The sequence below is a fragment of the Methylobacterium indicum genome, from assembly GCF_001043895.1.
Lineage (GTDB): Bacteria > Pseudomonadota > Alphaproteobacteria > Rhizobiales > Beijerinckiaceae > Methylobacterium > Methylobacterium indicum.
In genome coordinates, this window is sequence record NZ_JTHF01000139.1 from 13,140 (window position 1) to 37,783 (window position 24,644).

Sequence of the window (24,644 nt, forward strand, 5' to 3'; positions counted from 1 at the left end):
TATCCAGTCAATCCATCCAATCGAGCCGTGCGGACGGCCCTGTTCCGGCGGCTCCCCTCTTCGTATGGATGAGCATGAGATGTCGCAACCCATCGTGTCGCTCGCCGGCGTAACGAAAGCGTTCGGACCGTTCACGGCTCTGCACGACACCAACCTCCAGTTGAATGCTGGAGAATTCGTCACACTGCTCGGTCCTTCGGGCTGCGGGAAGACGACGACGCTTCGTCTCATCGGCGGCTTCGAGTTCGCGACCGCGGGGACGATCTCGATCGAAGGACGAGACGTCACGGCGCTGCCGCCCTACCGCCGGCCGGTCAACACGGTCTTTCAGGACTACGCGCTCTTCCCGCACATGACCGTCGAGGAGAACGTGGCCTACGGCTTGACCGTGCGCGGGGGGGCCGTCTCCAAGCAGGACCGTGCGTCACGGGTTCGGGACGCGCTGGCTCTGGTCGGATTGTCCGCCTACGGGGCCCGCCTGCCGGGCGCCCTGTCCGGGGGGCAGCGCCAACGCGTCGCCATGGCGCGAGCGATCGTGAAGCAGCCTCGCGTGCTACTGCTAGACGAGCCGCTGTCGGCGCTCGACGTCAAGCTTCGTGAGACCATGCAGATCGAGCTGAAGCGTCTGCACCGAGAACTGGGCATCACGTTCCTCATGGTCACCCACGACCAGAACGAGGCCCTGGCGTTGTCGGATCGCATCGTGGTCATGAGCCAGGGCCGCATCGTGCAGGTCGGCGCGCCGACCGATCTCTACGACAATCCGGGATCCGCTTACATCGCCGATTTCATCGGCGCGTCCAACCTCCTCGACGCGACCTTCCAATCCGCCTCGGACGGCGTCGATGTCTTCCGGTTGGGCGACGGCTCGTTGCTCCGCAAGGCCCGCCGAGGGCGCGAGACGAGCGCAGGCCTACGGGAGGGCGCGCGCGTCCGGCTGGGCATCCGTCCCGAGCATGTTCATCTCGCGCCTGTCGAGGGCGGCAACGAGATCCAGGCTCGCCTCGCCGGCAGCCTCTTCCTGGGAGATCGGCTCCGTCTGGAGCTGTTTCCGGCGCGCAGCGAACGGCCGTTCTTCGTCGATCTCCACCGCAACGCCTCGTCGCGGCGGGCGCCCGAAGCAGGCGAAACGATCAAGCTTTATGTCGGAGCCGAAGACGTGATGTGTTTCGCGGAGCCGGAGCAATGAGCTTCGTCACAAGGCGCAATGCCCCGGCCTTTCTGGCCCTGTTCTCCGGTCCGTTCCTCTGGATCCTGGTCTTCATGATCATTCCTTACGTGGTGATGATCTCGGTCAGCTTCTGGACCCGGCAATTCCCCCTGTTCGTCCCCGACTTTCAGTGGGGAAACTACGCCAAGATCGTCCTCGATCCGCAATATGCCACCGTCGTGCTGCGGACCCTGAAGATCGCGACGATCGTCACCGTCGTCTCGAGCCTCCTCGCCTATCCCGTCGCCTACATGCTGGTGTTCACCATCAGGTCGGAGGCGCTTTCCAACCTCCTCTACATGTGCGTCATCGTTCCTCTGTGGGTCTCGTACCTGCTCCGCGCCTATACATGGAAGATCATCCTGGGGACGAACGGGGCGCTCAACTCCCTGCTGATATCGGTGGGCCTCATAAAGGAGCCCCTTTCCATTTTTCTCTATAACCAGACGGCGATGATCATCACCCTAGTCTATATTTTCATCCCGTTCATGATCATGCCGCTCTACGCGGTCCTGAAGAATATTCCGAGATCGCTCGTCGAGGCATCCGAGGACCTGGGTGTTGGTCCGTTCCACACCTTCCTGCGCGTGATCCTGCCGCTCTCGATGGGTGGGCTGGTGGCCGGCATGACCCTGACCTTCTGCCTGTCCTTCGGCGACTTCGTGGCGCCCGTCCTGGTTGGGGGGCCGGACGGCACCATGGTGGCGAACCTGCTCCAGAGCCAGTTCGGCGCCGCCTTGAACTGGCCGCTGGGCTCCGCCCTGGCGACGCTCGTCCTCCTCCTCGTTCTCGTCGTCCTCCAGGTTTCCAGCCGGTTCGACCGCGCTGGGCAAATTGACCTTCGATAGGGGCTCCCATGCGATCGCTTCTCTGGTGGCAGCATGGTCTCGTCGGCACGAGCGTGCTGGTCCTCGCCTTCCTCTACGTCCCGATCCTGCTTCTGATCCTGTTCTCGTTCAACGACAGTGCGGTCACGTCCTTCCCGCTCGCCGGCTTCACCTGGCGCTGGTACGCGGCGGCCGTCGCGAACGGGCAGATGCTAACGGCGCTGCAGAACAGCCTCGTGGTCGCCGTCTGCGCGACGGTCGTGAGCGTCGTGGTCGGCGTCACGGCGGCGATCGCCCTCGACCGCTACGAATTCGTCGGCAAGCGGCTGTTCCAGAACGTCATCCTGCTGCCGCTCAGCTTGCCGGGCCTCGTCACCGGTATCGCGATGCTCAACTTCTATAAGCAGATCGGCATCCCGCAGAGTCTCACCGCCGTCGTGATCGGACATTCGACGGCCCTGCTCGGGATCGTGGTGTCGCAGGTCATGGCACGGCTCGCGAAGGTCAACAGCCGGATGCTGGAGGCCTCGTCCGATCTCGGCGCGAAGCCTCTGGAAACCTTCCGGCGCGTGACTCTGCCCCAGATCATGCCGTCGATCCTGGGCGCGGCGCTCCTGTGCTTCACGCTGTCGTTCGACGAGATTCCCGTGACCTACTTCCTCACGGGCCGGGATGTCACGCTCCCGATCTACATCTACTCGACCCTTCGGCGTGGCATCACGCCGGAAATCAACGCCATCGGCAGCATCATCGTCGCAGCGTCACTGCTGCTGGTGATCGCGTCGGTCAAACTCCTCAGAAATCAAAAGTAGATTTCGCTTCCGCGGAGAGCAACCATGAACGACACGCCCTTCACCAAAGAGTTCTGGCATGCCAAGGCGGCGACGGTGAGCCTGCGCACCCAGCATTTCATTGACGGCGCCTACCGGCCGTCGGCTGACGGCCGCACCTTCGCCTCGATCAATCCGGCGACGGGCAGGCTGATCGCCGAGGTCGCGCGCGGCAGTGCCGCGGAAGTCGACTTGGCGGTCAAGGTCGCCCGCAAGGCTTACCGGTCGGGCGCCTGGTCCCGCATGGACCCGCGTGCCCGCATGGCCGTCCTCGAGAAGTTCTCCGCGCTCGTGGCCGAGCATGCCGAGGATTTCGCCGTGCTCGACAGCCTCGACATGGGCAAGCCGGTCATGGACATGATGAACATCGATGTCCCCGGGTCGGTCACCGCGCTGAAGTTCTTTTCCGAGACGATCGACAAGATCGAGGGGGCGGTGACCTCGACGACCGCCGGCGCCTTGCACTACATCCTGCGCCAGCCGCTCGGCGTGGTCGGTGTCATCGTGCCCTGGAACTACCCGTTGATGATGGCGGCCTGGAAGCTGGGTCCGGCGCTGGCGACCGGCAACTCGGTGGTGCTGAAGCCGGCGGAGCAATCGCCGCTCTCGGCCGGTCTCCTCGCGGAGCTCTTCATCGCGGCCGGCGGTCCGAGTGGCGTCCTGAACGTCGTGCAGGGCCTCGGCGAAGAAGTCGGCAAGGCCCTCGCGCTGCACGACGACGTCGACAAGATCGGCTTCACGGGCTCCACCGAGGTCGGCAAGCTCCTGATGGTCTATGCCGGCCAGTCCAACATGAAGCGGATCTCAACAGAATGCGGCGGCAAGACCCCGCAGATCGTCCTCGCCGACTACGACGACCTCGACACCGCAGTCACCTATGCGGTAAACGGGATCTATGGAAACCAGGGCGAGGTCTGCAACGCCGGCTCGCGCATCCTCGTCGATCGGAGCATCCACGACGATTTCGTGGAGCGTTTTACCGCCCGGACCCGGGAGACTTTCGTCCTCGGCGATCCCCTGGACCCGTCGACGACGATCGGCCCGCTGGTCACCTCCTCCCACCAGAAGCGTGTCCTCGACTACATCGAGATCGGGCGGGCCGAAGGGGCGTCGCTGCGCTTCGGCGGCGGGCGTTTCGATGCCCTTCCCGACGGTGCCTTCGTCGAGCCGACGCTGTTCACCGGAGTCAACAATGCGATGCGGATCGCCAAGGAGGAGATCTTCGGACCCGTCGCGGCGATCCTTCCCATCTCAGGCCTGGAGGAGGCGGTCGAAATCGCCAACGATTCCATCTACGGGCTGGCGGCATCGATCTGGACACGCGACGTCGGCAAGGCCCACCGCTTCGCCCGTGACGTCGAGGCCGGCGTGGTCTGGGTGAACTGCTTCGACCACGGCGACATGACATCGATCTGGGGTGGCTTCAAGCAGACGGGGAACGGGAGAGACAAGTGTCTCGAGGCCCTCGGACAGTACAGCCAGACGAAGTCGGTATGGATCAACATCGACTGACCTGACCGGGCGGCGGGGCGCTCCCGATCGAAGGAAGCGCCCCGACCGGCAGGCGGAGCCCTCCGTCCGTCAAGGCCTCGAAGCCGGTCGCACCGTCCATCCGGCCGACCGGTTCACGGGTGTGGGGTGTGCTACGCGAGACGCGCTTCGCATCCTCTGTCCCATTCCTGTCGTCGTAAAGGTGCCTCCTCTATAGCTGCTTCGTCGGGAGGCGGCGCATCCTGCCCATGATGCGGACCGCTCGATATTTTGAGCAGGCGGGGTGAGGCATGACGGACGACGATTTCGATGTGGGCGGTCGGCTCCGGGCTCTACGGGCGCAGGCGGGCCTGTCCCAGCGCGGCCTGGCGGAGAAGGCTGGCGTTCCCCACGCTCAAATCTCAATCATTGAACAGAACAAGTCGAGCCCGTCGGTCTCGACGCTCCGAAAGATCCTCGGCGGGCTCGGCGTCAGCATGTCGGATTTCTTCGACAACGACCGTCTCGAGTACCAGGCAGGACCGTTTTTCGAAGCGAACGGGCTGATCGACCTGACCTCCCGGATCCGCAGCCCGGGCTATCTGTCCCTGCGCCAGGTCGGGGATGCAAAGGCCTACGATCTCCAGATCCTGCACGAGGTTTATGGACCAGGGGCCGATACCGGCGAAGTCCTCCTGCAGCATGCGTCCAGTGAGGGCGGCATTGTCATCGAGGGTGAGATCGAGGTGACAGTCGGCCATCTGGTGCGCGTCCTGCGCGCCGGCGAGAGCTATCTCTTCGACAGCCGCACACCGCACCGCTTTCGTAACGTCTCGTCGGCGACGGCAGTCGTAATATCGGCCTGCACGCCGCCTTATTTGTAACAACAGCAGCTATAAATGAATAAAATTACTTTATTGATTGCATGTCATCCAGGTTTTGCATCGATACCGAATGACCGCCATTGGGCGACGGCCTGCTGCATTGGCAGCACGAACCTTCGGCTTCCGCCGCCGATCGTCCGCGCCGTCTCCGCCGGCCCCCCGCCGAGCGAACCGTGGCGACCCGTGGCGACCCGATCCCGCCGCTTGATCCTCGATACCCTGGAACCTAACACGCTTTATATTTTTAGCGTATTGCTCAATATTTTGATCGATGCTAGAGGTTCGCCGTTCAAACCAAGAGGGCGGTCATGGGCCAGGGGCACGCGCTGCGCGCAAGGCAGCAGAATGCAGTTGCAGCGGGTGTGGCGACGAAGGCCATCTTTGCCGAGCGGGCAGCGAATGCCGAGTTGTGGGATGTCGAGGGACGGCGCTTCATCGACTTCGCCGCCGGCATCGCCGTCAACAACACGGGCCATCGCCATCCGCATGTCATGCGGGCTGTCGCCGAGCAAGCTCTGCAGTTCACGCATACCTGCTTCCACGTCGCTCCTTACGAGAGCTACATCCGGCTGGCCGAACGATTGAACGCGATCGTCGACACGGGCGAGGACAACCGCACGATGCTGGTCACCACCGGCGCCGAGGCGGTGGAGAACGCGATCAAGATCGCGCGCGCCTATACGAAGCGGTCCGCCGTCATCGCCTTCACCGGCGCGTTCCACGGGCGGACGATGATGGGCATGGCGCTGACCGGCAAGGTCGCCCCCTACAAGAAGGGGTTCGGGCCGTTCCCGGCCGAAATCTTCCACGTGCCGTTCCCGGCCGCCTTCTCGGGCGTGGACGTCGCGGCCTCCCTGCGCGCGCTGGATCACCTTCTCGCCTCCGACGTGGACCCCGACCGTGTCGCGGCCTTCATCGTCGAGCCGATCCAGGGGGAGGGCGGCTTCAATGCCGCTCCGCCCGCCTTGCTGCAGGGCCTGCGCGAACGCGCCGACCGGTACGGGATCGTCCTCATCGCCGACGAGATCCAGGCCGGCATGGCCCGAACGGGGACGATGCTGGCGATCGAACATTCCGGGGTGAATCCCGATCTCGTCACGCTCGCCAAGGGGCTCGCCGGCGGTTTTCCGCTCTCGGCCCTGGTCGGCAAGGCGACGATCATGAATGCTGCGCTGCCGGGCGGGCTCGGTGGAACCTATGCCGGCAATCCCATCTCGGTCGCAGCGGCGAATGCCGTGCTTGACGTCATCGAGACCGAGGGGCTTTGCGCGCGGGCGACGTGGATCGGAGAGCGGGTGGGCGCACTCCTGAACGACCTGGCCGCTCGCCAGGGGCTGGAGCGGCTCGGGGATGTCCGTGTCAACGGTGCGATGATCGGGTTCGAGCTCGTCGAAGCCACGCCAGGCCGTGACGCCGCACCTCAGCTGACGTCCCAGATCGTCGCCGAGGCCGAGCAGCGCGGCCTCATCGTGCTGTCCTGCGGCGTCCGCTACAACGTCATCCGCCTGCTTCCGCCGCTGACCATCGAGGAGCCGGTCCTGGACGAGGCGCTGCGGATCCTCGAGGCGTCGATCGAGGCGGCCTTCGCCACGGTGCCGGCGGCTCACCGGGCGAAGGCGTGAGCCCATGACCGTCCATCGCAACCTCATCGACGGCGAATGGGTCGGGTCGGAGGGCGTCCCCAACATCAATCCCTCCGACACGCGGGACGTCGTCGGCCTCTACGTTCATGGCTCCGCCGAGGATGCGCGGCAGGCCGTCGCTGCGGCCAAGGTCGCCTTCCCGAAATGGTCGCAGAGCGTGCTCATGGAGCGTCACGCGATCCTCAGGCGCGCCTCCGACCTCATCGCCGCGCGCAAGGAGGAGCTCGGTCGCCTCCTGTCGCGGGAGGAGGGCAAGCCCCTTGCGGAGGGCGTCGGCGAAGTCGTCCGCGCGGCCCAGATCTTCGATTTCTTCGCCGGGGAATGCCTGCGACCGGGGGGCGAGTGCCTCCCGTCGGTTCGGCCGGGTGCGAGCGTCGAGGTCACGCGCGAGCCGATCGGCGTCGTCGGCGTCATCACGCCCTGGAACTTCCCGATCGCCATCCCGGCGTGGAAGATCGCGCCGGCGCTCGCCTACGGCAACTGCGTGGTTTTCAAGCCCGCCGAGCTCGTGCCCGGCTCAGCATGGGCGCTCGTGGACATCCTGAGGCAGTCCGGGTTGCCGGACGGGGTCCTCAACCTCATCATGGGTCGGGGAGCGGATGTCGGCCAGGCCTTGCTCGACAGCCCCGATCTGGCCGGCATCTCCTTTACCGGCTCGACCCGCGTCGGAGCGCGGGTCGCCGCCGCCTCGGCTCCGTTCCAACGGAAGTACCAGCTCGAAATGGGCGGCAAGAACCCGTTCGTGGTCCTGGACGACGCCGACCTGCCGGTCGCCGTGGAGGCGGCGGTCAACTCGGCGTTCTTCTCGGCGGGCCAGCGATGCACGGCCGCCTCCCGCCTCATTGTGACGGACGGGATTCACGACCGCTTCGTCGCGGCCGTGCAGGACCGCATGGCCGGCCTTGCGATCGGCCACGCCCTCGAGGACAGCACGCAGATCGGGCCGGTCGTCGACGAGGCGCAGCTTGGGCAGGACATCCGCTATGTCGAGCTCGGGCAGCAGGAGGGCGCGAGGCTCGCTCACGGCGGTCACCGGCTCGATCGGGAGACGCCGGGCTTCTATCTGCAGCCCGCACTCTTCACCGAGGCGACCAACGCCATGACGATCTGTCAGGAGGAGATCTTCGGCCCCGTGGCTGCCGTCATCAGGGTGCGCGACTACGATGAAGCGATCGCCACGGCGAACGACACACGCTTCGGGCTATCGGCGGGCATTGCGACCACGAGCCTCAAATACGCGTCGCACTTCAAGCGCAACGTGCAAGCCGGGATGGTGATGGTCAACCTGCCGACCGCGGGCGTCGATTTTCACGTGCCGTTCGGCGGCCGGAAATCGTCGTCCTACGGCAGCCGAGAGCAAGGGCGCTACGCGGCTGAGTTCTATACGACAGTCAAGACGGCCTACACCCATGCGGGGTGAGGGTGGACCCATCGTGGGGCGATGGAGGCAACGGTCGGCATCGGTCTCGTGCCGAAGCTCTGGCGATCCGCGTGGTGCTGCACGCGGCCGCCGGCAGCATGATCGCACGCTCGACCCGCCCGTCCCGCGCCCAGAGCCTGTTTGACTTGCGAGGACAGCGCCGCGAGACACTGTTCACTCCGACCCGCGACCTCATCCTGAGAGCCTATTTGATTGGCTCTCACAGATTTGATACCTACCCTGGGATTGCCCCGTTTCTGATACTGCTGGTGAATCCTTCTGTGTGGGTAGCTCGTTGATGTGGCAACGCAATCCGACGTTCTTGGAGGCTCGTCATGTCGCTGCTCCACGCTCGCCCGCCGAGGTTCCCAGCCAAACCGCCGTCGTGGCGCGGGCCGCGTTCCCGCGGGGCAATCCCTACATGCGGCTGAGGGATGAACTCGGCACCGTGTTCACCGACGCGCAGTTCACGGCGTTGTTCTCCTGCCGTGGCCGCCCAGCCGAGGCGCCCTGTCGGCTGGCTCTCGTTACCGTGCTGCAGTTCGCCGAGAACCTCTCGGATCGCCGCGCGGCCGAGGCGGCGCGTGGCCGCATCGACTGGAAGTATCTCCTGGGCCTCGACCTCACCGACCCGGGCTTCGACGCCTCGGTGCTGAGCGAGTTCCGCTCCCGCCTCGTGGCCGGCCACGCCGAGACGCTCCTGCTCGACACTCTCCTGGCCCTGTGTCGCGAGCGCCAGCTTCTGGTCGCGCGAGGCCGTCAGCGCACCGACAGCACGCATGTCCTGGGGGCGGTGCGCAGCCTCAACCGCCTCGGCTGCGTCACCGAGACCTTGCGCGCCACCCTCAATGGGCTCGCCGTTGCGGCTCCCGATTGGCTTCGTGTCCATGCCGAGGGGAGCTGGAACGAGCGTTACGCCAAGCCCATCGACGATCTGTACGTCCCGCAAGGCGAGGCGGCCCGTCGGGCTCATGCCGAGCCGATCGGCCGCGACGGACACACGCTCCTGGCAGCCGTGTTCTCGCCCGACGCCCCGGCCTGGCTGCGCGAGATCCCCGCCGTGATCCTGCTCAGCCGGGTCTGGCTGCAGAACTTCCAGATTGTCCCGGTCGACGACGAGACCGGCGCGAAAGACGACGTGGATCATACGAAGCCGCAGACCACGCGAGTTGTTTGGCGAACGTCCTCGGAGGGCATTCCACCCTCACTGCTGATGATCGCCTCGCCGTACGATCCACAGACTCACTATGCCAGGAAGCGATCGACGACGGGGATCGGCTACAAGGTCCACCTCACCGAGACCTGTGATGCGGATCGCCCGCGCCTGATCACTCACGTGGCGACCACGCTGGCCCCGGTCGCCGACCGCGACGCACTCGGGTCGATCCATGCCGACCTGGCAGCCCACGATCGTCTCCCGGACACGCACTTGGTCGATGCCGGCTACGTCGATGCGGACCTGTTGCTGGCCAGTACACGCGATCACGCCGTGACGCTGCTCGGGCCGAGCCCGCAGGATACGCAGTGGCAGTCGCGTCAGTCGGGAGCCTTCCGGCTTCAGGACTTCCAGATCGACTGGGATCGGAAGAGCGCCACCTGTCCGGCCGGTCACACCACGACGAATTGGAGCCCCGATCACAACGTGGGTCGCACGGTGATGCGCATCCGCTTCTCCAGTGCGGACTGCAAGCCCTGCGCGCTCAAGGAGAACTGTACGCGCTCCCCGCGCCGGTTGCTCACGCCGCGTCGGCGCGAGGAACATGCGGCGCTAAAGGCCGCGCGGGCGCGAGAAGCCGATGAGACCTTCGCCGAGCAGTACCGCTGGCGGGCGGGCATCGAAGGGACACTATCGCTGGGCGTGCCCACCATGCATCTGCGGCGGGCTCGCTACCTCGGGCTGGCCAAGGTCCACCTCCAGCACGTCCTGACCGCCGCCGCCCTCAACATCGGCCGGATCATCGACTGGCTGGCGGGTGAGACCGTCGCGTCGACCCGGCGATCACCCTTCCCTCGCCTCATCAGTCAAGCTGCCTGAGCCGCGGCATTCGCCAGCAGTATCCGATCCGGGGCAATCCCAGATCATCATTGCACGCTATCCTTCGTGATCCTGTTAGATTGACGGGCGCAAAAGTCCGGCCTGCACCGCGTCGGCCTCCCCGAGCGCGGGCGAGGCGCGCTCGGTTCGAAGGGCGCTGCGCGAGAAACGGATCGGCGTGCGCAGGCCCGGCACTCCCTCCGGCGCGATGCACAGGCCGCGATGCCGGATCTGAGGATGGGCGATTGCGCCGACGACGTCGTTGATCGGCCCGCCCGGCACGCCGCCGCGTTGCATCGCCGCGATCAGGGCATCGCGCGCCATCCCGGACGTGCGCTCGGCGAGGAGCGCGCATAGCCTGTCGCGGTTCTCGACGCGGGCCGGGTTGGTCGCGTAGCGCGGATCGGCGGCGAGGTCGCCAAGGCCGAGGAGGGCGGCGAAGCCGGCGAATTGCCGGTCGTTGCCGCAGGCGACGATGACGTGGCCGTCCGCGACCGGGAAGACCTGATAGGGGACGATGTTCGGATGGGCGTTGCCCATGCGGGTCGGCGCCGCACCGCCCGCCAGATAGTTCATCGCCTGGTTGGCGAGGGCGGCGACGCCGCAATCCAGCAGCGAGAGGTCGACATGCTGCCCCCGGCCGGACCGCTCGCGCTCGGCGAGCGCGGCCTGGATCCCGATTGTGCCGTAGAGCCCGGTCAGGATGTCGATCCACGCGACGCCGATCTTCTGCGGCTCGCCCTGCGGGTCGCCTGTGAGATCCATGATCCCGCACAGGCCCTGGATCAGGAAATCGTACCCGGGCAGCGGCGCGCACGGCCCGTCCTGCCCGAAGCCGGTGACCGAGCCGTAGACGAGGCGCGGGTTGAGCGAAGACAGCGTCTCATAGTCGAGGCCGTATTTTTTCAGGCCCCCGACCTTGAAGTTCTCGATCAGGACGTCGGCCTCGCGCATCAGGTCGAGGAGGATCGCGAGGTCGGCCGCCCGTTCGAAATTGCAGGTGATCGAGCGCTTGCCGCGGTTGGCGGCATGGAAATAGGCGGCCGTGCGGTCGAGCGTGCCGTCGGGCAACGTGCGCTCGACGAAGGGCGGCCCCCAGCGGCGGGTGTCGTCGCCGCCGGGCGCCTCGACCTTGACCACCTCGGCGCCGAGATCGGCGAGCGTCTGGCCGATCCAGGGACCGGCCAGGATGCGCGCGAGTTCCACGACCTTGAGACCGGCCAGCGGTGCCGCGCCGACGCGGGAGGAGTCGCCGGTCATCGCGTCCGGCCTCAGAAGAAGGCCTGGAGGCCGGTGACGGCCCGGCCGAGGATCAGCGCATGGACATCGTGCGTGCCCTCGTAGGTGTTGACCGTTTCGAGGTTGACCATGTGCCGGATCACCTGGAACTCTTCCGAGATGCCGTTGCCGCCGTGCATGTCGCGGGACCTGCGGGCGATCTCCAGCGCCTTACCGCAATTGTTGCGCTTGACGATCGAGATCATCTCCGGCGCGGCGGCTGCTCGATCTAGCAGGCGTCCGACCTGCAGGCTCGCCTGGAGGCCGAGGGAGATCTCGGTCAGCATGTCGGCGAGGCGGAGCTGGAACAGCTGCGTCTGCGCCAGCGGCCGGCCGAACTGCTTGCGATCGAGCCCGTATTGGCGCGCGGCATGGAAGCAGAACTCGGCCGCGCCCATCACGCCCCATGCAATGCCGTAGCGCGCCCGGTTGAGGCAGCCGAAGGGCCCTTTCAGGCCCTCGACATTCGGCAGGAGCGCACCTTCGGACACTTCGACGTCGGAGAGCACGATCTCGCCGGTGATCGAGGTGCGCAGCGAGAGCTTGCCGCCGATCTTCGGCGCGGACAGGCCCTTCGTGCCCTTCTCCAGCACGAAGCCGCGGATCTTGCCGCCATGTGCCTCGGACTTCGCCCAGACCACGAACACGTCGGCGATCGGCGCGTTGGAGATCCAGGTCTTGGTCCCGTTGAGAACGTAGCCTCCCTCTGTCTTGCGGGCCGTCGTGCGCATGCCGGCCGGGTCGGAGCCGGCATCAGGCTCGGTCAGGCCGAAGCACCCGATCCATTCGCCGCTGGCGAGTTTCGGCAGGTATTTTCGGCGCTGCTCCTCCGAGCCGTAGGCGTAGATCGGGTACATCACCAGCGAGGATTGCACGCTCATCATCGACCGGTAGCCGGAATCGACCCGCTCGACCTCGCGCGCGACCAGGCCATACGCCACGTAGGAGGCGCCGATGCCGCCGTACTCTTCCGGGATGGTGACGCCGAGCAGGCCCATCTCGCCCATCTCGCGGAAGATGGCGGGGTCGGTCTTCTCCTCCCGATACGCCTCGACGACGCGCGGCGCGAGCGTCTCCCGCGCGAAGGCGCGTGCCCCGTCGCGCAGCATGATCTCCTCGGGGCTCAGCTGGTCGTCGAGTCGGAACGGGTCCTCCCAGGAGAAGCGGCCGAGATCGGGAGCGTCCTTGAGCGTCAACGGCATGATGGCCTTCTCCGAGATGATCCTGCGTCAAGCGCCGCGCGGAAGCACGAGAATGCGAGCCGGATAAGCGCTCCGTCGCCCGGATTCCAATGAGTTCGGCTGGCGAAAACATGAGAAAAGGGAATGAACTTGGCGGTGCGACGGGCTTGTCCACCGGGGGCCGCCGGGCGATGAATCCGGGTGGAGCGCACTCGCCATGAAACGATCGTTCACGCCGACCTTGTCCGAGCTGCAAGCCTTCGGCACCTGCGCGGAATGCGGGTCGGTGACGGAGGCCGCACGCCAGCTCGGCCTGACGCAGAGCGCCGTGAGCCGGTCGCTCGCCTCGCTCGAAGCGCGGCTCGGCGTCGCGCTGTTCCAGCGCGTCCGCAAGCGGCTGGTGATCTCGGATGCCGGGCGCGCCATGCTGCGGGACACCGCGCGCATCCTGGCCGACCTCAACGCCGCCGCGCTGATGGTGATGGCCTTCGGCGACAAGGTGCAGGTCTTGCGCCTCGCCGTCCTGCCGACCTTCGGCACGAGCTGGCTGATCCCGCGCCTGGCCGACTTCCATCGCTGCTCGCCTGGCCTCTCGATCGATCTCGCCGCCCGCCTCGACCCGGTCGATTTCGAGCGCGAGCCCTTCGACGCGGCGATCCAGCGGACCGAGCTGGCGGGGCCGGGGACCGACGTCGTTCCGTTGCGAGAGGAGACGCTGGTCGCGGTCGCGGCACCGTCGCTGTTGCCGGATGGCGGGCTGCCCTTGAGCGATACGGCGATCGCCCGGATGCCGCTCCTGCAGCAATCGACCCGACCCGACCTGTGGCTCGAATGGTTTCGCGATGCCGGGCTCGACCCCATCACCATCCTGCGCGGAGCGCGCTTCGAGCATTTCGGGATGGTCCTCGCCGCCGCGCGCTGCGGGCTGGGCGTCGCGCTGGTGCCGAAGATCCTGGCTTCGAGCGATCTCGCCGAAGGGCGGCTCTGCTGCGTCTCGACGCGCGAACTCCCGGGCCGCTCGCGTTACGCGCTGATCTACCCGGCCCGCAGCCGCGCCAGCCCGGCCCTTGCCCTGTTCCGCGACTGGATCGAGGCGTCACAAGACGAAGCTCCCGAGACCGCAGAAAGGGCCGGGTAATCCACAATCGTGGCAGCGATCTTGATCCGAACGCCGAGGCAAACGAGCCGGCATACCGGATTGGATTTTTTGCCTTATCGCAAAATGAAGCGTTTCGCCCGGGTTACGAGGCTGCATTCATGATCGGAATGGAAGCAGGGACCGGTTGCAACGCAACCTGTGTCCTGGTGAACGACGAATCCCCCTCTTCCGGCCGTATCCTGTAATAAAAATCCGCTCTGGATCTAGAGCGAGACGAGTGCCGGGACTTTCCGAGCATGGCCATGCAGGAGGATGAGCGCCTACGAGGCGATCCGCATCGGCCTGTCGCGTCGCCGGGTCCGGCGACCGACCGGTGCTTGTGACCGCGTTCTGGTCGGTAACAACCCCAGGTCCTCCTTCTCAGCCACGGTCGGCGAATTCGGCTGCCGGAATTTCTCGGAGGCCCCTCCGGCGCCGATGCGAAGGGCGGCGGCTACGTCACGATCTGGAAGGGCGGGCGGATCGTCTGGGAGGGCCACGAGGAGGTGATCCCGGCCCGCTTCCTCCACGAGGATCTCGGCCTGTCGTTGACACTGGTCCGCGATCGGCTCTCTGTTCGCCGTGTCGCAGGGGCGGATCGACCGGTCCCTCTAGCAGCATACGACCCCAGGCCACGGTGTGGCGGACCGCGGCGGAGCCAGGAAGACCAGCCTATGGGTATGATGTCGCTATGATATTGATATCAATCCAATGTGAGGCTCGACCGGCGGGGGACGATCCCGCTCTCACGTAAGCCACCCCGATAGGCCGTAACGGCCTTGTACGATCAACCCGCAAGGGGTCCGCTCCGCAAGCGGGCGGCCGCTTCGGCTTCGCCTTCGCGGTGATCGCGGCCGCTCCCGGCCTCTTGGGGCCGCTGTCGAGCGGGGATCGCCCCCGCCCAGCAGGAGCAAGACCCCAATGGCGAACGATCTCACACTTGCGAACCGCTACGCCCACAGCCTCGCGGCCTCCCTGATGGTCCCGGTCACGGTGTTCCGCTCCGAGGCCGGGTACGGCGTCGTCACCTCCGATGAGTTCGAGGGCGATCCCGCCAGCGTCATCACCGCATTCGACCCCTACGAGGAGTGAGCCTCGTCCAGAGGCCGGTCGGTACCGGCCTGCCCCGATCATTCCTCACGATGACAGGCAGCCAGCCCGGCCATCTTTGTATGGACGGCGCCTGTCAGTGCGTATATGCACTGTCTATATGGATGGAGACAGACATCATGCTCAGCATCCGGGACGAGGAGGTTCGCACCCTGGCCGAGGCGGTGATGAAGCGCTGCGGCGCCCCTAATCTCACCGCCGCCATCAAACTCGCCTTGCAGCGTGAGATCAAGCGTGCCGACGAGGCCATGCCTTTGATGGATCGCGTCGCCGCGATCCGGGCCGAGGCTCTGGCGAAGGCAGATCGGCTACCGGCTGCCCCACTGAGTGACGCCGAGCGCGACGCGCTGTGGACGCGCTGAGGGGTGTTCATCGACACCTCCGCCGTCGTCGCCATCCTGGCCGATGAGCCCGAGGCGGCCTCCTTCCTTGCCTGCATCGAGTCCGCCAAGCGCCGGGAGACCGGGGCGCATGTCCGTCTCGAGGCGACGATCAACGTCGCACGCATCCTCGGCCTTCCGGTCCCGGTCGCGCAGGACCTGTACGACGCTTTCCTGACCACGGCCGGGATCACGGTGGTATCGATCAGCGACGCCATCGCCCGCCGGGCCGTGCAAGCCTTCGAGACCTACGGCAAGGGCCGGGGCCATCCGGCACAACTCAACTTCGCCGACTGCCTGTCCTACGCCTGCGCCGCGTCTTACCGGGCTCCCATCCTGTTCAAGGGCCGAGACTTCACCCACACCGATCTGAAGACCGCCCTGTAGCGGCATGCCGCCGACCGACAAGCGTGGAGTGGGCGCGTCGGGGGCCGACTCCTCCTCCGGGCCACACGGTCCCGAGAGCCGGCCTGCAGGTGGACCTCGCGGAGCGTCCTTCGCAGGACGGCGAAACCAAGTGGCCAGGGGTCTCCTTGCGTACCGGCACAAGGCCGCGCCCGTGGGCCTCTTGAATGGGCGTGTCTATCCGGGGCGCCCGGGACCACCGCAACGGCGGGATCCGGGTTTCTTCCCCGCCGCCTAAGGCGGCTCCTCGCGGACCAACAAACCCGTCCCCTTCCGTCCTCCGCTGCGCTGCGGCCTGCCAAGGTGTAGATCAGCACAGAAGTGGGGCCCTGGGATGGATTGCGAATAAGGCCCTGAAGCTATGATGAAAAAGGCCGTTAGGGCGGGGTCCCAATCGGCGCCGATCGGGACCCCGCGTAGAAACCATATTCGGTTGCAAATTCAATATGATAGGTTCGTATGCTGGTGGGGTCCCACTTCGGCGCTGATCTACACCATCTCTTCTAAACGTGCGCCGGTGAGCAGCAGCAGGCGGGGCAACCAAAGCACGGCCCCGCTCTCGCGTTCGGTTCGAGCGAACACCTGGGCGAGTTGATCGAGGTCGAAGCGCAGGTAGCTGCGCCGGGCCGCGCTGACCGTTGCGCGATCTGGCCCTAAGCCGCGGAACGGGTTCGACGGGATGATGCCGGCGGCAACCGCCGCGTTGCAGATAGTTGCGAAGGCACCGAGTGCCTTCTTAAGTGTAGCGACCGAGCCGACGCGTAGGCCGCGCGCGAAGCGCTCACCGTCCTGGCGGGTAATGGCGGTGATCGCCTTGTCGCCGATCTGAACTTCGAAGCGGCTGATCGCCTTCTCGATGTCGAGCCGGGAACGCCGTCGAGGTAGAGCGCCTTTGCGCTCGCTCCGACGAGGCAGGTAGACCTCCTCGTAGGCCCGGCGCAGCGTCATGGCCGCGTTGCGGGCCGGCGTCTTGCGCTCAGCGTCGTCAGCGGCGGGCTGCGCTGCGACCACCCGCTCGGGCCCGGCGCTCGGGCGGACGATCGTATCACGCTGGTACGGGCTGGGATCGAAGATCCACGCCGAGAACGATGCCCCGCCTCGAACTTCTCGTATCAGGTCGCCGAGATCGGCGGCGGCCCGCAGGGCTCGGCTACGCGCTGCGAGCGGATCTCGGGTCTTCAAACTGAACGTCACGGTGCGCTTCACGCTGGGAACGTCGAGAGCTTCGAGGCGAACAACGACGTCGTCGGGAAGCTGAAGTCGGAACCTGAAGACGCCACCCTTGACCGCTTGCCGGGTGAACGGGACCAAGGCGTACCGTGGCATGCTTGATCGCGGGCCCTCGATGATCGACAACGGCAACAGGCCGTCGAATTGTCGGCACCAAGAAACGCTACTCACGGTCGACGATTCTGCAACGAATTTCCGACTCTAGCCCAAGATTTCCCGGCAGGGCGGCCGAATCCCGTAGGGCGCGCCATGCGAGCTTAACGATTGATACGGCTGAAACCCTTGTTCAATCAGTGCCTTGCGTGCCGCTGGTCCTACAAACCGATGGCATGGTTGAGTTGCCGCATCAAGGGCTGCCACGGCACTGCGACCCCCGGCGCAATATCCCGAAGTCGCTGCTGCCCTTCATGGCACCGTGGCCGGGTAAGTCGGCTTGGTCACAAAGCCTCGGCACGATAGAAGGCCAAGCAGCCCTCCGGCAGCTGCCTGAAGGCCTGTGAGGCGGACTTCGCTTTAGCCGAGAGGGCGGCGCGGCGAGCTCCGGGGCCAACCGATAGCCATGCAGGTGCTATTCGTTGCCCCTCCACGAAGGCTAGCACGGCCCGCCATGCATCATCAGCTGCCATGTCCAGTTCGTCGGACCGTTCCGCATAGACCAGCGCGTTCCGGAGATGGGCCCGCGCATTTGTCCGGAGCAACTGCACCCTGAGTTGGTCGGCGCTCGCGACCTCGGCGCGGAGCATGTCTACGACGACAGCGACCCGGCCGGGACGCTTGCGGGTCATCGTGGCATCCTCGATTCCCGTGATCGGGGCAACCCGCCTGCCCCGTTGCGCGCCCTAACCTCACTTTGGCGCTCACTGCATCGATCAGCGCCTGATCCGCACACCCCGCCGGTGTCCCACTGCGGCTCCCTGATCCATCGGCCCGCACTCCTCACCGAACGATATCGATCCTCTGTCGGTGACCCGCCCGGCCGGGGGCGGACGACCCCGCTCTCTCGCCGCAACCCCGATAGGCCGTCGCGGCCTTCCACGATCAACCCTCAAGGGGTCCGCTCCGCGAAGCGGGCGGCCGCTCCCGGCTTCGCCTCCCGCGGTGATCGCGGCCGCTCCCGGCCTCCTGGGGCGCTGTCGAGCGGGGATCGCCCCCGCTCCGTCAGGAGCAGAACCCCGATGGCGACCGATCTCACCCTCGCGAACCGCTACGCCCACAGCCTCGCGCTCTCGCTGATGGTCCCGGTCACGGTCTTCCGTTCCGATGCCGGCTATGGCGTCGTCACCTCCGACGAGTTCGAGGGCGATCCGGCCCACATCGTCACCGAGTTCGACCCCTTCGCGGGCTGAGCCTCGGCTTCGGGGACAGCGCGCGGCCTGCCCCGCCTGCCATCCAAGCCTCGCGCGCTTGGCCCCGCGCGCGCCTTTTTCCTTCGCGGGACATCTCTCAACTCCGCTCCGCGAGTAGCCGAGCGCGCCCGCCGGCTGCCCGTCCGATCCGCAGGCCGCGCTGACAGCTACGCGGCCTTCGCCTCCCAACCAAAGCCAGCCTCATCACCGTGGCCCCAACAAGCCGGATCAGCCGAGCGCTCGACGGCCGCGCGTCAGGGACAGGATCGGAGAAGGAGGGGGCACCGGTCTCAACGCTGCAAGCCGGGGAACCTACCGGTCGCGTCCCCCGGCCCGATCGACGGGCGAGTGTTCACAGAGCGATCCATGTCAGGGACGGCTTTCGCAAGGTCGCCGGGGACCATCCGCGCACCGGAGGCCGGGCGGCGCCCAGAGGCTGCGGTGCTGGGCGGTTCTATCCGGGGCGCCCGGGACCGCCGCAACGGCGGATGCCGATTTCTCTGCAGAATGTTGAGTTCCTGACATCGCCGATTGCCACCTTGGAACAGGCAACGGCCGGGCCGCAGGCCGCGCGGATCGACGCTGCCGCTCCGGATGCGCGGCGTGTGGCGGCAGGGCCAGCGAGCGCTTGCAAATGATCGCTATGGTCTACATTGTACCGCTTTGTGATCGGTCTAGCGTTCATGCAAACCAAGGCAATCCTCTCTGGCGACGAGATCGAAGGCCTCAGGCTCCTCGGCGACCGCGTGCGCCTCGCTCGACTGCGCAGAAACCTCACGCAGGCCGAGTTCGCCGAGCGCATGGGCGTACGCCGCATGACCGTCGTCAGTCTCGAGAAGGGGCGCCCGGGAGTCACGATCTCGACGCTGCTCAAGGCTCTCACGGTGCTCGGCTATACCGAGCGCCTCGGCGATCTCCTTGCCGCCGATCCCATCGGTGAGGACATGGAGATCGCGACCGGCAGGAAGCGCGCGAGGAGCAGGGCCGGTGTGGCGGACTTCTAGGGCGGGCCGGCTCGACCGGCTCGTCGTCTTCCGCTGGCAAGGCGACGGCTATGTCCCTGCGGGCGAGCTCACCTTCGAGGGAGCGGGCGAGAAGCGCATCGGCCGCTTCGGCTATGCCCGGAGCTACCTCGCGCTCGACGGCGCCAGGGCGATCGATCCCCTGGGCCTGCCGCTGGTGCGCAGGTCCTTTCCGGGCAGTCCCGAGGAGCTCCCGCTGGCGTTCCACGACGCCGGCCCCGACGGGTGGGGCAAGCAGGTGCTCCAGCGCGCATTCCCGCGCACCGTCCTCTCGATGCCGGAATATCTCGCCCTCGGCGGGATGGACCGAACGGGCGATCTCGCATTTGGGCCGTCGCCCGAGTCGGGGCCGCAATCCTGGGTGCCGGACGAGGAGCCTCTGGTCGCGCTGCCCGGCGTGAGCGACGATCTGGATGCCCTGATGGCAGCGGCTTCGTCGGTCGACGCGGGCGAGGGGGCAAAGCACCATCTCGCGCTGCTCTTCCGCAAGAGCGGCGACGTCGGGGGCGCACGGCCGAAGGCCCGGATCCGGCATGCCGGCCGGCAGTGGATCGCCAAGTTCCCGACGACGATGGACCGGTTCGACGATCCGCGGGTCGAAGCCGCCTGCCTCGACGTTGCCGAAGTGGCAGGCCTTCCGGTCCCGGACAGGCTGATCGTCGAGGTCGGCGGGCGGGCGGCGCTGCTCGTCGAGCGTTTCGACCGCGCATCCGGTACCGGCGGGCGCCCCTTCGGCTATCTCAGCGCCGCCACGCTGCTGAATCAGCCGTCGACCGGCTACGGGACGCAACGCACCTACAGCGACATCGCCGAGGCTGCCCGGCGCATCGGCGTCCGGGACGCAGCCGAGCAGGCGTTCGAGCGCCTGCTCCTCAACGCCTTCCTCCACAACACGGACGACCACCTGCGCAACCACGGCTTCCTGGATCGCTGCGGACGCTGGGAGTTTTCGCCCGTCTTCGATGTCGTGCCGCACCCCGGCATGCGGCGGCATGTCTGCGCGCCGGCGAACGGCATCGGACCAGCCTGGGACGTCGAGGAGGCCTTCCGCGCCCACGTGCCGCTCAAGATCGGGGTCGCGGATGCCGGGGCGATCCGGGACAGGGTTCATGCGGCAGCGTCGCGCCTGCCGGAGTTCATGGAGGCGCGGAAAGTGGTCAAGGCCGACCGGGACTATCTGCGGGACGCCTTCCCGAAGAGCATCGGCTTCAAACCTTGATCCGCGAGCAGCGCTTCGCATGCGTCCCGCTCCCGCGGGAGATGCAGCCCTTTGCCCTGCGACCGCCGCGGGTACCCGGACCTGCCGACGCCGGAGGGTGTGAGGATGGGCAAAGACGTCAGCCTGGAACGCGCCGCCGGGGCGGCCCAGACTTCGGGCGACGGGCATCCCTGAGCCGTCGTGCCGCCAGCCCGGGACTGGCCCCCCGGCCCCGGACGTCCTGTGCATGGACGGCGTCCAACGAAGCCCGCAGCAACTGCGCGACAGGGAGATGGGCGCGGCAGGGAATGACAAGAGGTCAGGCCGGAGAGAGGTTCCGGCACCCGTCGCGGTAGCCAAGCCGATTGCGCGGCGCCCTCCCCTTCTCGCGGCCCGCCGCCTGCACCGAGACCGTGCCGGCCCAGCGGGTCGAACTCTACCAGCGGATCACCGACACGATCATCGGCGAGCTCGACGCGGGTCGGATTCCGGGGGTGCAGCTGTCGAGTACCCTGCCGGGCCCCGCGGCGGTCGGGATGCCGAACAACCGCATGGACCGTCGGGCGCATTCCGGTGCCAACGTCCTGCTGCCGTGGTCGGCGGGCATGGAGCCGAGAAATCACCCGCGGCAGGATCGGCCCGCGCCGGCAGCGCGAGCTGAATCGATCGCAGGGCTGCAACCGCTCTCACCATACGTCTCGACCGAGCCGTTCGCGGTACCGATCATGCACAGGCGCGACCGGACCTCCAGCGCGAGCAACGCTGCGGCGGGGCTGCCCCTCGCGATGCACGGGCGCCGGGATCGCAGCCGATCGCCGACACCATCACCCCTGCGCCCCCAGGGTCTCCTCCACGAGGCGCGGGTTGCGCTCCAGGAGCGCCAGCAGCACGCGCGCCGGCCCCTCGGGCTTGCGCCGGCCCTGCTCCCAGTTCCGCAGGGTGCCGACGGCGACACCGATTCGACGGGCGAACACGTCCTGAGAGAGACCGGTCGCCTTGCGGATCGCCGCAACGTCGACCTCGCGGGGAACATGGACATGCAGGCCCGGCACGGTCTCGCCGCGGGCGTGCGCTGCGGCCTGCTCCAGGCTGCGGGTCAGGTCTTTGAACATCGCGTCGTCCATCGTGCCTCCTCAGGACAGGGTTTCGACCAGTCGGGCCAGGATTCGCGCCTGCTCTGGGGTTGGGTTGGCCTGCTCGTCCTTCGCATAATCGAGGAGCAGGTAGACGTCGCGCCGGCCGACGAAGCACGAGATGACTCGAGTTCCGCCCCGCTTGCCGCGGCCGGCCAAAGGAACCCGCACCTTGCGCAGGCCGCCAGTTCCCGGGATCACGTCTCCGACCTGCGGGTTGGCTGCGAAGACATCGACGACGGCGGCCCGCTCCGCCTCGGTCATCAGCCTCTCGGCCGTGCGAAGGTAGACCTCGCTCTCGATGACGGTCTGCAGGTCGCCAGGCATGCGTTCTTTTACGCCAATGGCGCATATACGTCAATGGCGTAGATGTGAGATTGGGCGTTGCCCCGCCATGGCGTCGTTCGGCACACCGGCCGCTCTTGGGCCGCCACATGTCGAGGGCGCATGGTCATGGCCGTCGGAACCGGATGGGCGAACAAATCCCACTATCACCAGAACGAGGCGCTGTCGGACCTGCGCCCCTCCCCCCTCGGCGGCCCTGCGCGGTTTCCGCTCCACCCGATTCACAAGCTGATTTATTGCGAGAGGATGTCCGAAGGTCCTGTTCACAATTGTGAGCACCTCCGTCGCGGCGAAGATGCGATGGCGGGCGTAGACCTTGCGCTCGGAGAGGGTGTCGGCCTCGACGAGTTGGTCCACCGCTCGGTTCGCCTGCGCGACAATCAGGTTAAGCGGGCCGGCCGGGCGCTTCACCGTCAGGACCGGATGGTCGGTGATCAGGTCGAGCGCATTCATCGAGGCCGCTTCCTTGCGGAACTTGTCCCTTCGGGAACTTGCGGCGGCCTGTCCAGTCCTTGCCCAGTGTGGCGAGGGCCACGCGCGTGACCAGCAAATCGTCCACCGTGGCGACTACGGAGTCGACCTCAACCTGGACGGCGAGGACGCCGGCCCGGCTGGGATTCGCAAGGGGCCGCGGGACGAGCGTGGCGGCCGGTGGAGCCCTGGACCTCCCGGTGACGGCTGCGCTGCCAGAGGCGGCCTGACGGCGTGAGAGCACGCTTTCGCCGCTCTCGTCGATGAGGCGGACAGCGCGAGGGTGTCCGGTCTCGAGACCCACTGGGCGGCCTGACCGGCGATCCGGTCGTCTTGTTTCGATCCTCGGTCTGCTGTTCGGCACCGGGCCCGACCGCCCCTGCGGCCGTAGGCGGGGGGACTGGCGCAAGGGCAGCGCCTCGCCGCAACCCCTCACGGGGTCCTCCGCTGGCGCTCCGGCGGCGCCGATCGGCTCCCGTGCATCGGACTCTGCCTCGCGCCGGTCCGCGCGCCATCGGCCGCGACGGGCGCGGTCGCTCCCTCGGGACCACCATCATGGCGCTCATCGGCACATTCCTGCGCGGCTCGGACGGCAGCTTCACCGGCACCGTCCGCACGGCCACGCTGCTGCTCCCGGTCGAGATCCGCCTCGACCCCGGGCGCCGGCCCACCGGGCCGGACTACCGCGTGGTCACAGCGAGCGAGGCCGAGTTCGGGTTCGGCTGGCACACGCCGCATCAGCGGCTGGGCTGGTTCGTCCGGCTGATCCTCGACGACGTGACCTTCCCTTGTGCGATCCAGGCGAGCCTGGTCGCAGACCCGGTCGGACAGGAGCGGTTCCGGCTGCTTTGGTCGCGCTGAAGCGGTCGGTGACGCTGGTCCGGCCTCGCGGTGACGTCGCCGCGGGGCCGGTTCGCGCGGCCGTTGTCTGGCCGGCGGCAGGGCCGGTGATAGTGTGCGGCCGCGTGTCCGTTTCGCTGAGTGAGCTCGAAACAGAGAGGTCGTCGGCTGATCCGCGCGGGCTGCCGCTGGCGGGACCACGCGACTTGCTGGACGCTGTGTCCTAGTCGTCCGGCACTTCTTGATTGGAATCGGCGAGCCGCTCGTTGCAGATCGCCGCGACGCTTTCCTGCAAAGCGGTTACCCGCTCGACGAGCCAGGCCAGCTCCTCGGGGGTGATCTTGTAGTGCGGCGAGTACCGCGCATCGACATAGGCGCGGTTGAGGAGGGCGAAGCACCGCCGGGCGAACTTCGTGTCACGCGGCCAGACCGGGATCAGCCGGGCATCGACGCTCTCGGCCTGTGAGCGCAGGCGGGTCAGGCGGTGGAGCTTCGGGCTGTAGAGTGTCAGGACGAGCAAGACGCAATGGTACAGCCATTCGCTGGCCTGATGCAGGAGGAACGCGGCATTGCGTGGCACATGGTCGGTGATGCTGTCGCGCGCGAGCTTGAGAGCGTGACTGGCGACCGGTAGCCACTGCTCAAGGTGTCGAGCGGCTTCAGTGTGGCGCTCCTCCTCCGTGAGCGGCTTCGGGGCTGCGAACGGAAAGCCCGGTGCCTCGTGCAGCACGATGCCATCCCGGGCGATGTCGACGAAGAACGGACGGCCCTGCGCCAGTTGGTCGTTCACGTCCTGATACGTGTGAACGATCACGTTCACCGGCGTCGCCAGACGACCGCCCAGGCTCAGCTCCTGCAGCAGGCGCTCCTCAGCCTTCTCCCACGCCTCGTACGGCTCGGCGAAGCGAGCGTCGTTGACGACCACCAGCAGGTCGTAATCCGACAGGTAGCCGCTGCCGCGATCCTCCACCCAATCACCGCGCGCATAGGAACCAAAGAGGACGAGCTTGAGGATGCGGCCGCGCCGGGCCTTGTCCGACAGCTTGGTCTTCTGCGCGTCCTCGAACTCCTCGAACAGGATCCGCACCGCGTGCTGCAGCTCGCGGCGCTTGCGGTCGGGCAGGTGGGCGAGCCGTTCGGTGTCCATCGCGATCTGATCGTTCAAGGCAGCCCTCTCCTACCTCAGGGATCGGGTCCGCTGCACCCCAGTGCCATCGGCAGGTTGGTGCTGTAGCCGCCGGTGTGAAA

General features: G+C 67.0%; 24 protein-coding genes. 16 read left to right on the plus strand and 8 right to left on the minus strand.

Going from position 1 to position 24,644, the window contains the following annotated elements; genetic code table 11:
• The first annotated feature begins 79 nt into the window (after positions 1-79).
• From QR78_RS17190 to QR78_RS17225, 8 genes are all read left to right on the plus strand, one after another.
• Entirely contained in the window at positions 80-1,189 is a 1,110-nt protein-coding gene (locus QR78_RS17190; protein ID WP_053220963.1) for an ABC transporter ATP-binding protein, read from the plus strand.
• Positions 1,186-2,058 (plus strand): ABC transporter permease, encoded by an 873-nt coding sequence (locus QR78_RS17195; RefSeq protein ID WP_048428774.1) that lies wholly within the window; start codon positions 1,186-1,188, stop codon positions 2,056-2,058. The genes QR78_RS17190 and QR78_RS17195 overlap by 4 nt, the downstream gene beginning before the upstream one ends.
• A gap of 53 nt (positions 2,059-2,111) precedes the next feature.
• Positions 2,112-2,849 carry an ABC transporter permease gene (locus QR78_RS17200; RefSeq protein ID WP_244276491.1) on the plus strand — a complete coding sequence of 246 codons (738 nt, stop codon included), beginning with the start codon at positions 2,112-2,114 and terminating at the stop codon, positions 2,847-2,849.
• A gap of 24 nt (positions 2,850-2,873) precedes the next feature.
• On the plus strand, positions 2,874-4,379 hold the full coding sequence (locus QR78_RS17205) for an aldehyde dehydrogenase (RefSeq protein WP_048428776.1): 1,506 nt from the start codon (positions 2,874-2,876) through the stop codon (positions 4,377-4,379).
• Positions 4,380-4,648: 269 nt separating this feature from the next.
• Positions 4,649-5,221 (plus strand): cupin domain-containing protein, encoded by a 573-nt coding sequence (locus tag QR78_RS17210; RefSeq protein WP_048428777.1) that lies wholly within the window; start codon positions 4,649-4,651, stop codon positions 5,219-5,221.
• Positions 5,222-5,529: 308 nt separating this feature from the next.
• The gene (gene gabT, locus QR78_RS17215; protein WP_048428778.1) at positions 5,530-6,843 is read left to right on the plus strand and encodes a 4-aminobutyrate--2-oxoglutarate transaminase; all 1,314 of its coding nucleotides are present in this window, start codon (positions 5,530-5,532) and stop codon (positions 6,841-6,843) included.
• 4 nt (positions 6,844-6,847) lie between these two features.
• Positions 6,848-8,284: an aldehyde dehydrogenase family protein gene (locus QR78_RS17220; protein WP_048428779.1), complete on the plus strand. Its 1,437-nt coding sequence runs from the start codon at positions 6,848-6,850 to the stop codon at positions 8,282-8,284.
• A 298-nt stretch (positions 8,285-8,582) separates the two neighbouring features.
• The gene (locus QR78_RS17225) at positions 8,583-10,319 is read left to right on the plus strand and encodes an IS1182 family transposase (protein WP_244276492.1); all 1,737 of its coding nucleotides are present in this window, start codon (positions 8,583-8,585) and stop codon (positions 10,317-10,319) included.
• 75 nt (positions 10,320-10,394) lie between these two features.
• On the opposite strand, the gene QR78_RS17230 is transcribed toward QR78_RS17225, so the two are convergent.
• Together QR78_RS17230 and QR78_RS17235 are read right to left on the minus strand one after the other, a co-directional pair.
• Positions 10,395-11,579: a CaiB/BaiF CoA transferase family protein gene (locus tag QR78_RS17230; RefSeq protein WP_048428780.1), complete on the minus strand. Its 1,185-nt coding sequence runs from the start codon at positions 11,577-11,579 to the stop codon at positions 10,395-10,397.
• 11 nt (positions 11,580-11,590) lie between these two features.
• Positions 11,591-12,799 (minus strand): acyl-CoA dehydrogenase, encoded by a 1,209-nt coding sequence (locus QR78_RS17235; RefSeq protein ID WP_048428781.1) that lies wholly within the window; start codon positions 12,797-12,799, stop codon positions 11,591-11,593.
• A gap of 196 nt (positions 12,800-12,995) precedes the next feature.
• Here QR78_RS17235 and QR78_RS17240 point away from each other — a divergent pair, with 196 nt between their 5' ends.
• From QR78_RS17240 to QR78_RS17250, 4 genes are all read left to right on the plus strand, one after another.
• Positions 12,996-13,916: a LysR substrate-binding domain-containing protein gene (locus QR78_RS17240; protein WP_048428782.1), complete on the plus strand. Its 921-nt coding sequence runs from the start codon at positions 12,996-12,998 to the stop codon at positions 13,914-13,916.
• 921 nt (positions 13,917-14,837) lie between these two features.
• A complete protein-coding gene (locus tag QR78_RS35530; RefSeq protein WP_167349673.1) occupies positions 14,838-15,008 on the plus strand; it encodes a hypothetical protein in 171 nt (56 codons plus the stop codon).
• 137 nt (positions 15,009-15,145) lie between these two features.
• Positions 15,146-15,388: a type II toxin-antitoxin system VapB family antitoxin gene (locus QR78_RS17245; RefSeq protein ID WP_048428791.1), complete on the plus strand. Its 243-nt coding sequence runs from the start codon at positions 15,146-15,148 to the stop codon at positions 15,386-15,388.
• Between the two features lie 3 nt (positions 15,389-15,391).
• Positions 15,392-15,793 carry a type II toxin-antitoxin system VapC family toxin gene (locus QR78_RS17250; protein WP_048428783.1) on the plus strand — a complete coding sequence of 134 codons (402 nt, stop codon included), beginning with the start codon at positions 15,392-15,394 and terminating at the stop codon, positions 15,791-15,793.
• A 507-nt stretch (positions 15,794-16,300) separates the two neighbouring features.
• Here the strand turns inward: QR78_RS17250 and QR78_RS17255 are convergent.
• Positions 16,301-17,167, minus strand: a complete 867-nt coding sequence (locus QR78_RS17255; protein WP_125901173.1) for a DUF6538 domain-containing protein — start codon at positions 17,165-17,167, stop codon at positions 16,301-16,303.
• Between the two features lie 311 nt (positions 17,168-17,478).
• A complete protein-coding gene (locus tag QR78_RS17260) occupies positions 17,479-17,826 on the minus strand; it encodes a hypothetical protein (protein ID WP_048428785.1) in 348 nt (115 codons plus the stop codon).
• 390 nt (positions 17,827-18,216) lie between these two features.
• Between QR78_RS17260 and QR78_RS35535 the strand changes: the two genes are divergently transcribed.
• From QR78_RS35535 to QR78_RS17270, 3 genes are all read left to right on the plus strand, one after another.
• Complete coding sequence (locus tag QR78_RS35535; RefSeq protein ID WP_167349674.1) at positions 18,217-18,387, plus strand: hypothetical protein; 171 nt, start codon at positions 18,217-18,219, stop codon at positions 18,385-18,387.
• 683 nt (positions 18,388-19,070) lie between these two features.
• Positions 19,071-19,391, plus strand: coding sequence for a helix-turn-helix transcriptional regulator (locus tag QR78_RS17265; RefSeq protein ID WP_048428792.1), 321 nt, complete (start codon positions 19,071-19,073; stop codon positions 19,389-19,391).
• On the plus strand, positions 19,375-20,628 hold the full coding sequence (locus tag QR78_RS17270; RefSeq protein WP_048428786.1) for a type II toxin-antitoxin system HipA family toxin: 1,254 nt from the start codon (positions 19,375-19,377) through the stop codon (positions 20,626-20,628). Before QR78_RS17265 ends, QR78_RS17270 begins: the two co-directional genes overlap by 17 nt.
• A gap of 803 nt (positions 20,629-21,431) precedes the next feature.
• Here the strand turns inward: QR78_RS17270 and QR78_RS17275 are convergent.
• Genes QR78_RS17275 through QR78_RS34220 form a run of 3 tightly spaced genes read right to left on the minus strand, consistent with a single transcriptional unit; the run spans position 21,432 to position 22,538 of the window.
• Positions 21,432-21,731 carry a helix-turn-helix domain-containing protein gene (locus tag QR78_RS17275; RefSeq protein ID WP_048428787.1) on the minus strand — a complete coding sequence of 100 codons (300 nt, stop codon included), beginning with the start codon at positions 21,729-21,731 and terminating at the stop codon, positions 21,432-21,434.
• Between the two features lie 9 nt (positions 21,732-21,740).
• Complete coding sequence (locus tag QR78_RS17280; protein ID WP_048428788.1) at positions 21,741-22,067, minus strand: type II toxin-antitoxin system RelE/ParE family toxin; 327 nt, start codon at positions 22,065-22,067, stop codon at positions 21,741-21,743.
• Positions 22,068-22,097: 30 nt separating this feature from the next.
• Positions 22,098-22,538 carry a hypothetical protein gene (locus tag QR78_RS34220; RefSeq protein WP_125901176.1) on the minus strand — a complete coding sequence of 147 codons (441 nt, stop codon included), beginning with the start codon at positions 22,536-22,538 and terminating at the stop codon, positions 22,098-22,100.
• A 573-nt stretch (positions 22,539-23,111) separates the two neighbouring features.
• Between QR78_RS34220 and QR78_RS17285 the strand changes: the two genes are divergently transcribed.
• Positions 23,112-23,417: a DUF736 family protein gene (locus QR78_RS17285; protein ID WP_048428793.1), complete on the plus strand. Its 306-nt coding sequence runs from the start codon at positions 23,112-23,114 to the stop codon at positions 23,415-23,417.
• A gap of 202 nt (positions 23,418-23,619) precedes the next feature.
• On the opposite strand, the gene QR78_RS17290 is transcribed toward QR78_RS17285, so the two are convergent.
• A complete protein-coding gene (locus QR78_RS17290; protein WP_089504216.1) occupies positions 23,620-24,543 on the minus strand; it encodes a HEPN domain-containing protein in 924 nt (307 codons plus the stop codon).
• Between the last annotated feature and the right edge of the window lie 101 nt (positions 24,544-24,644).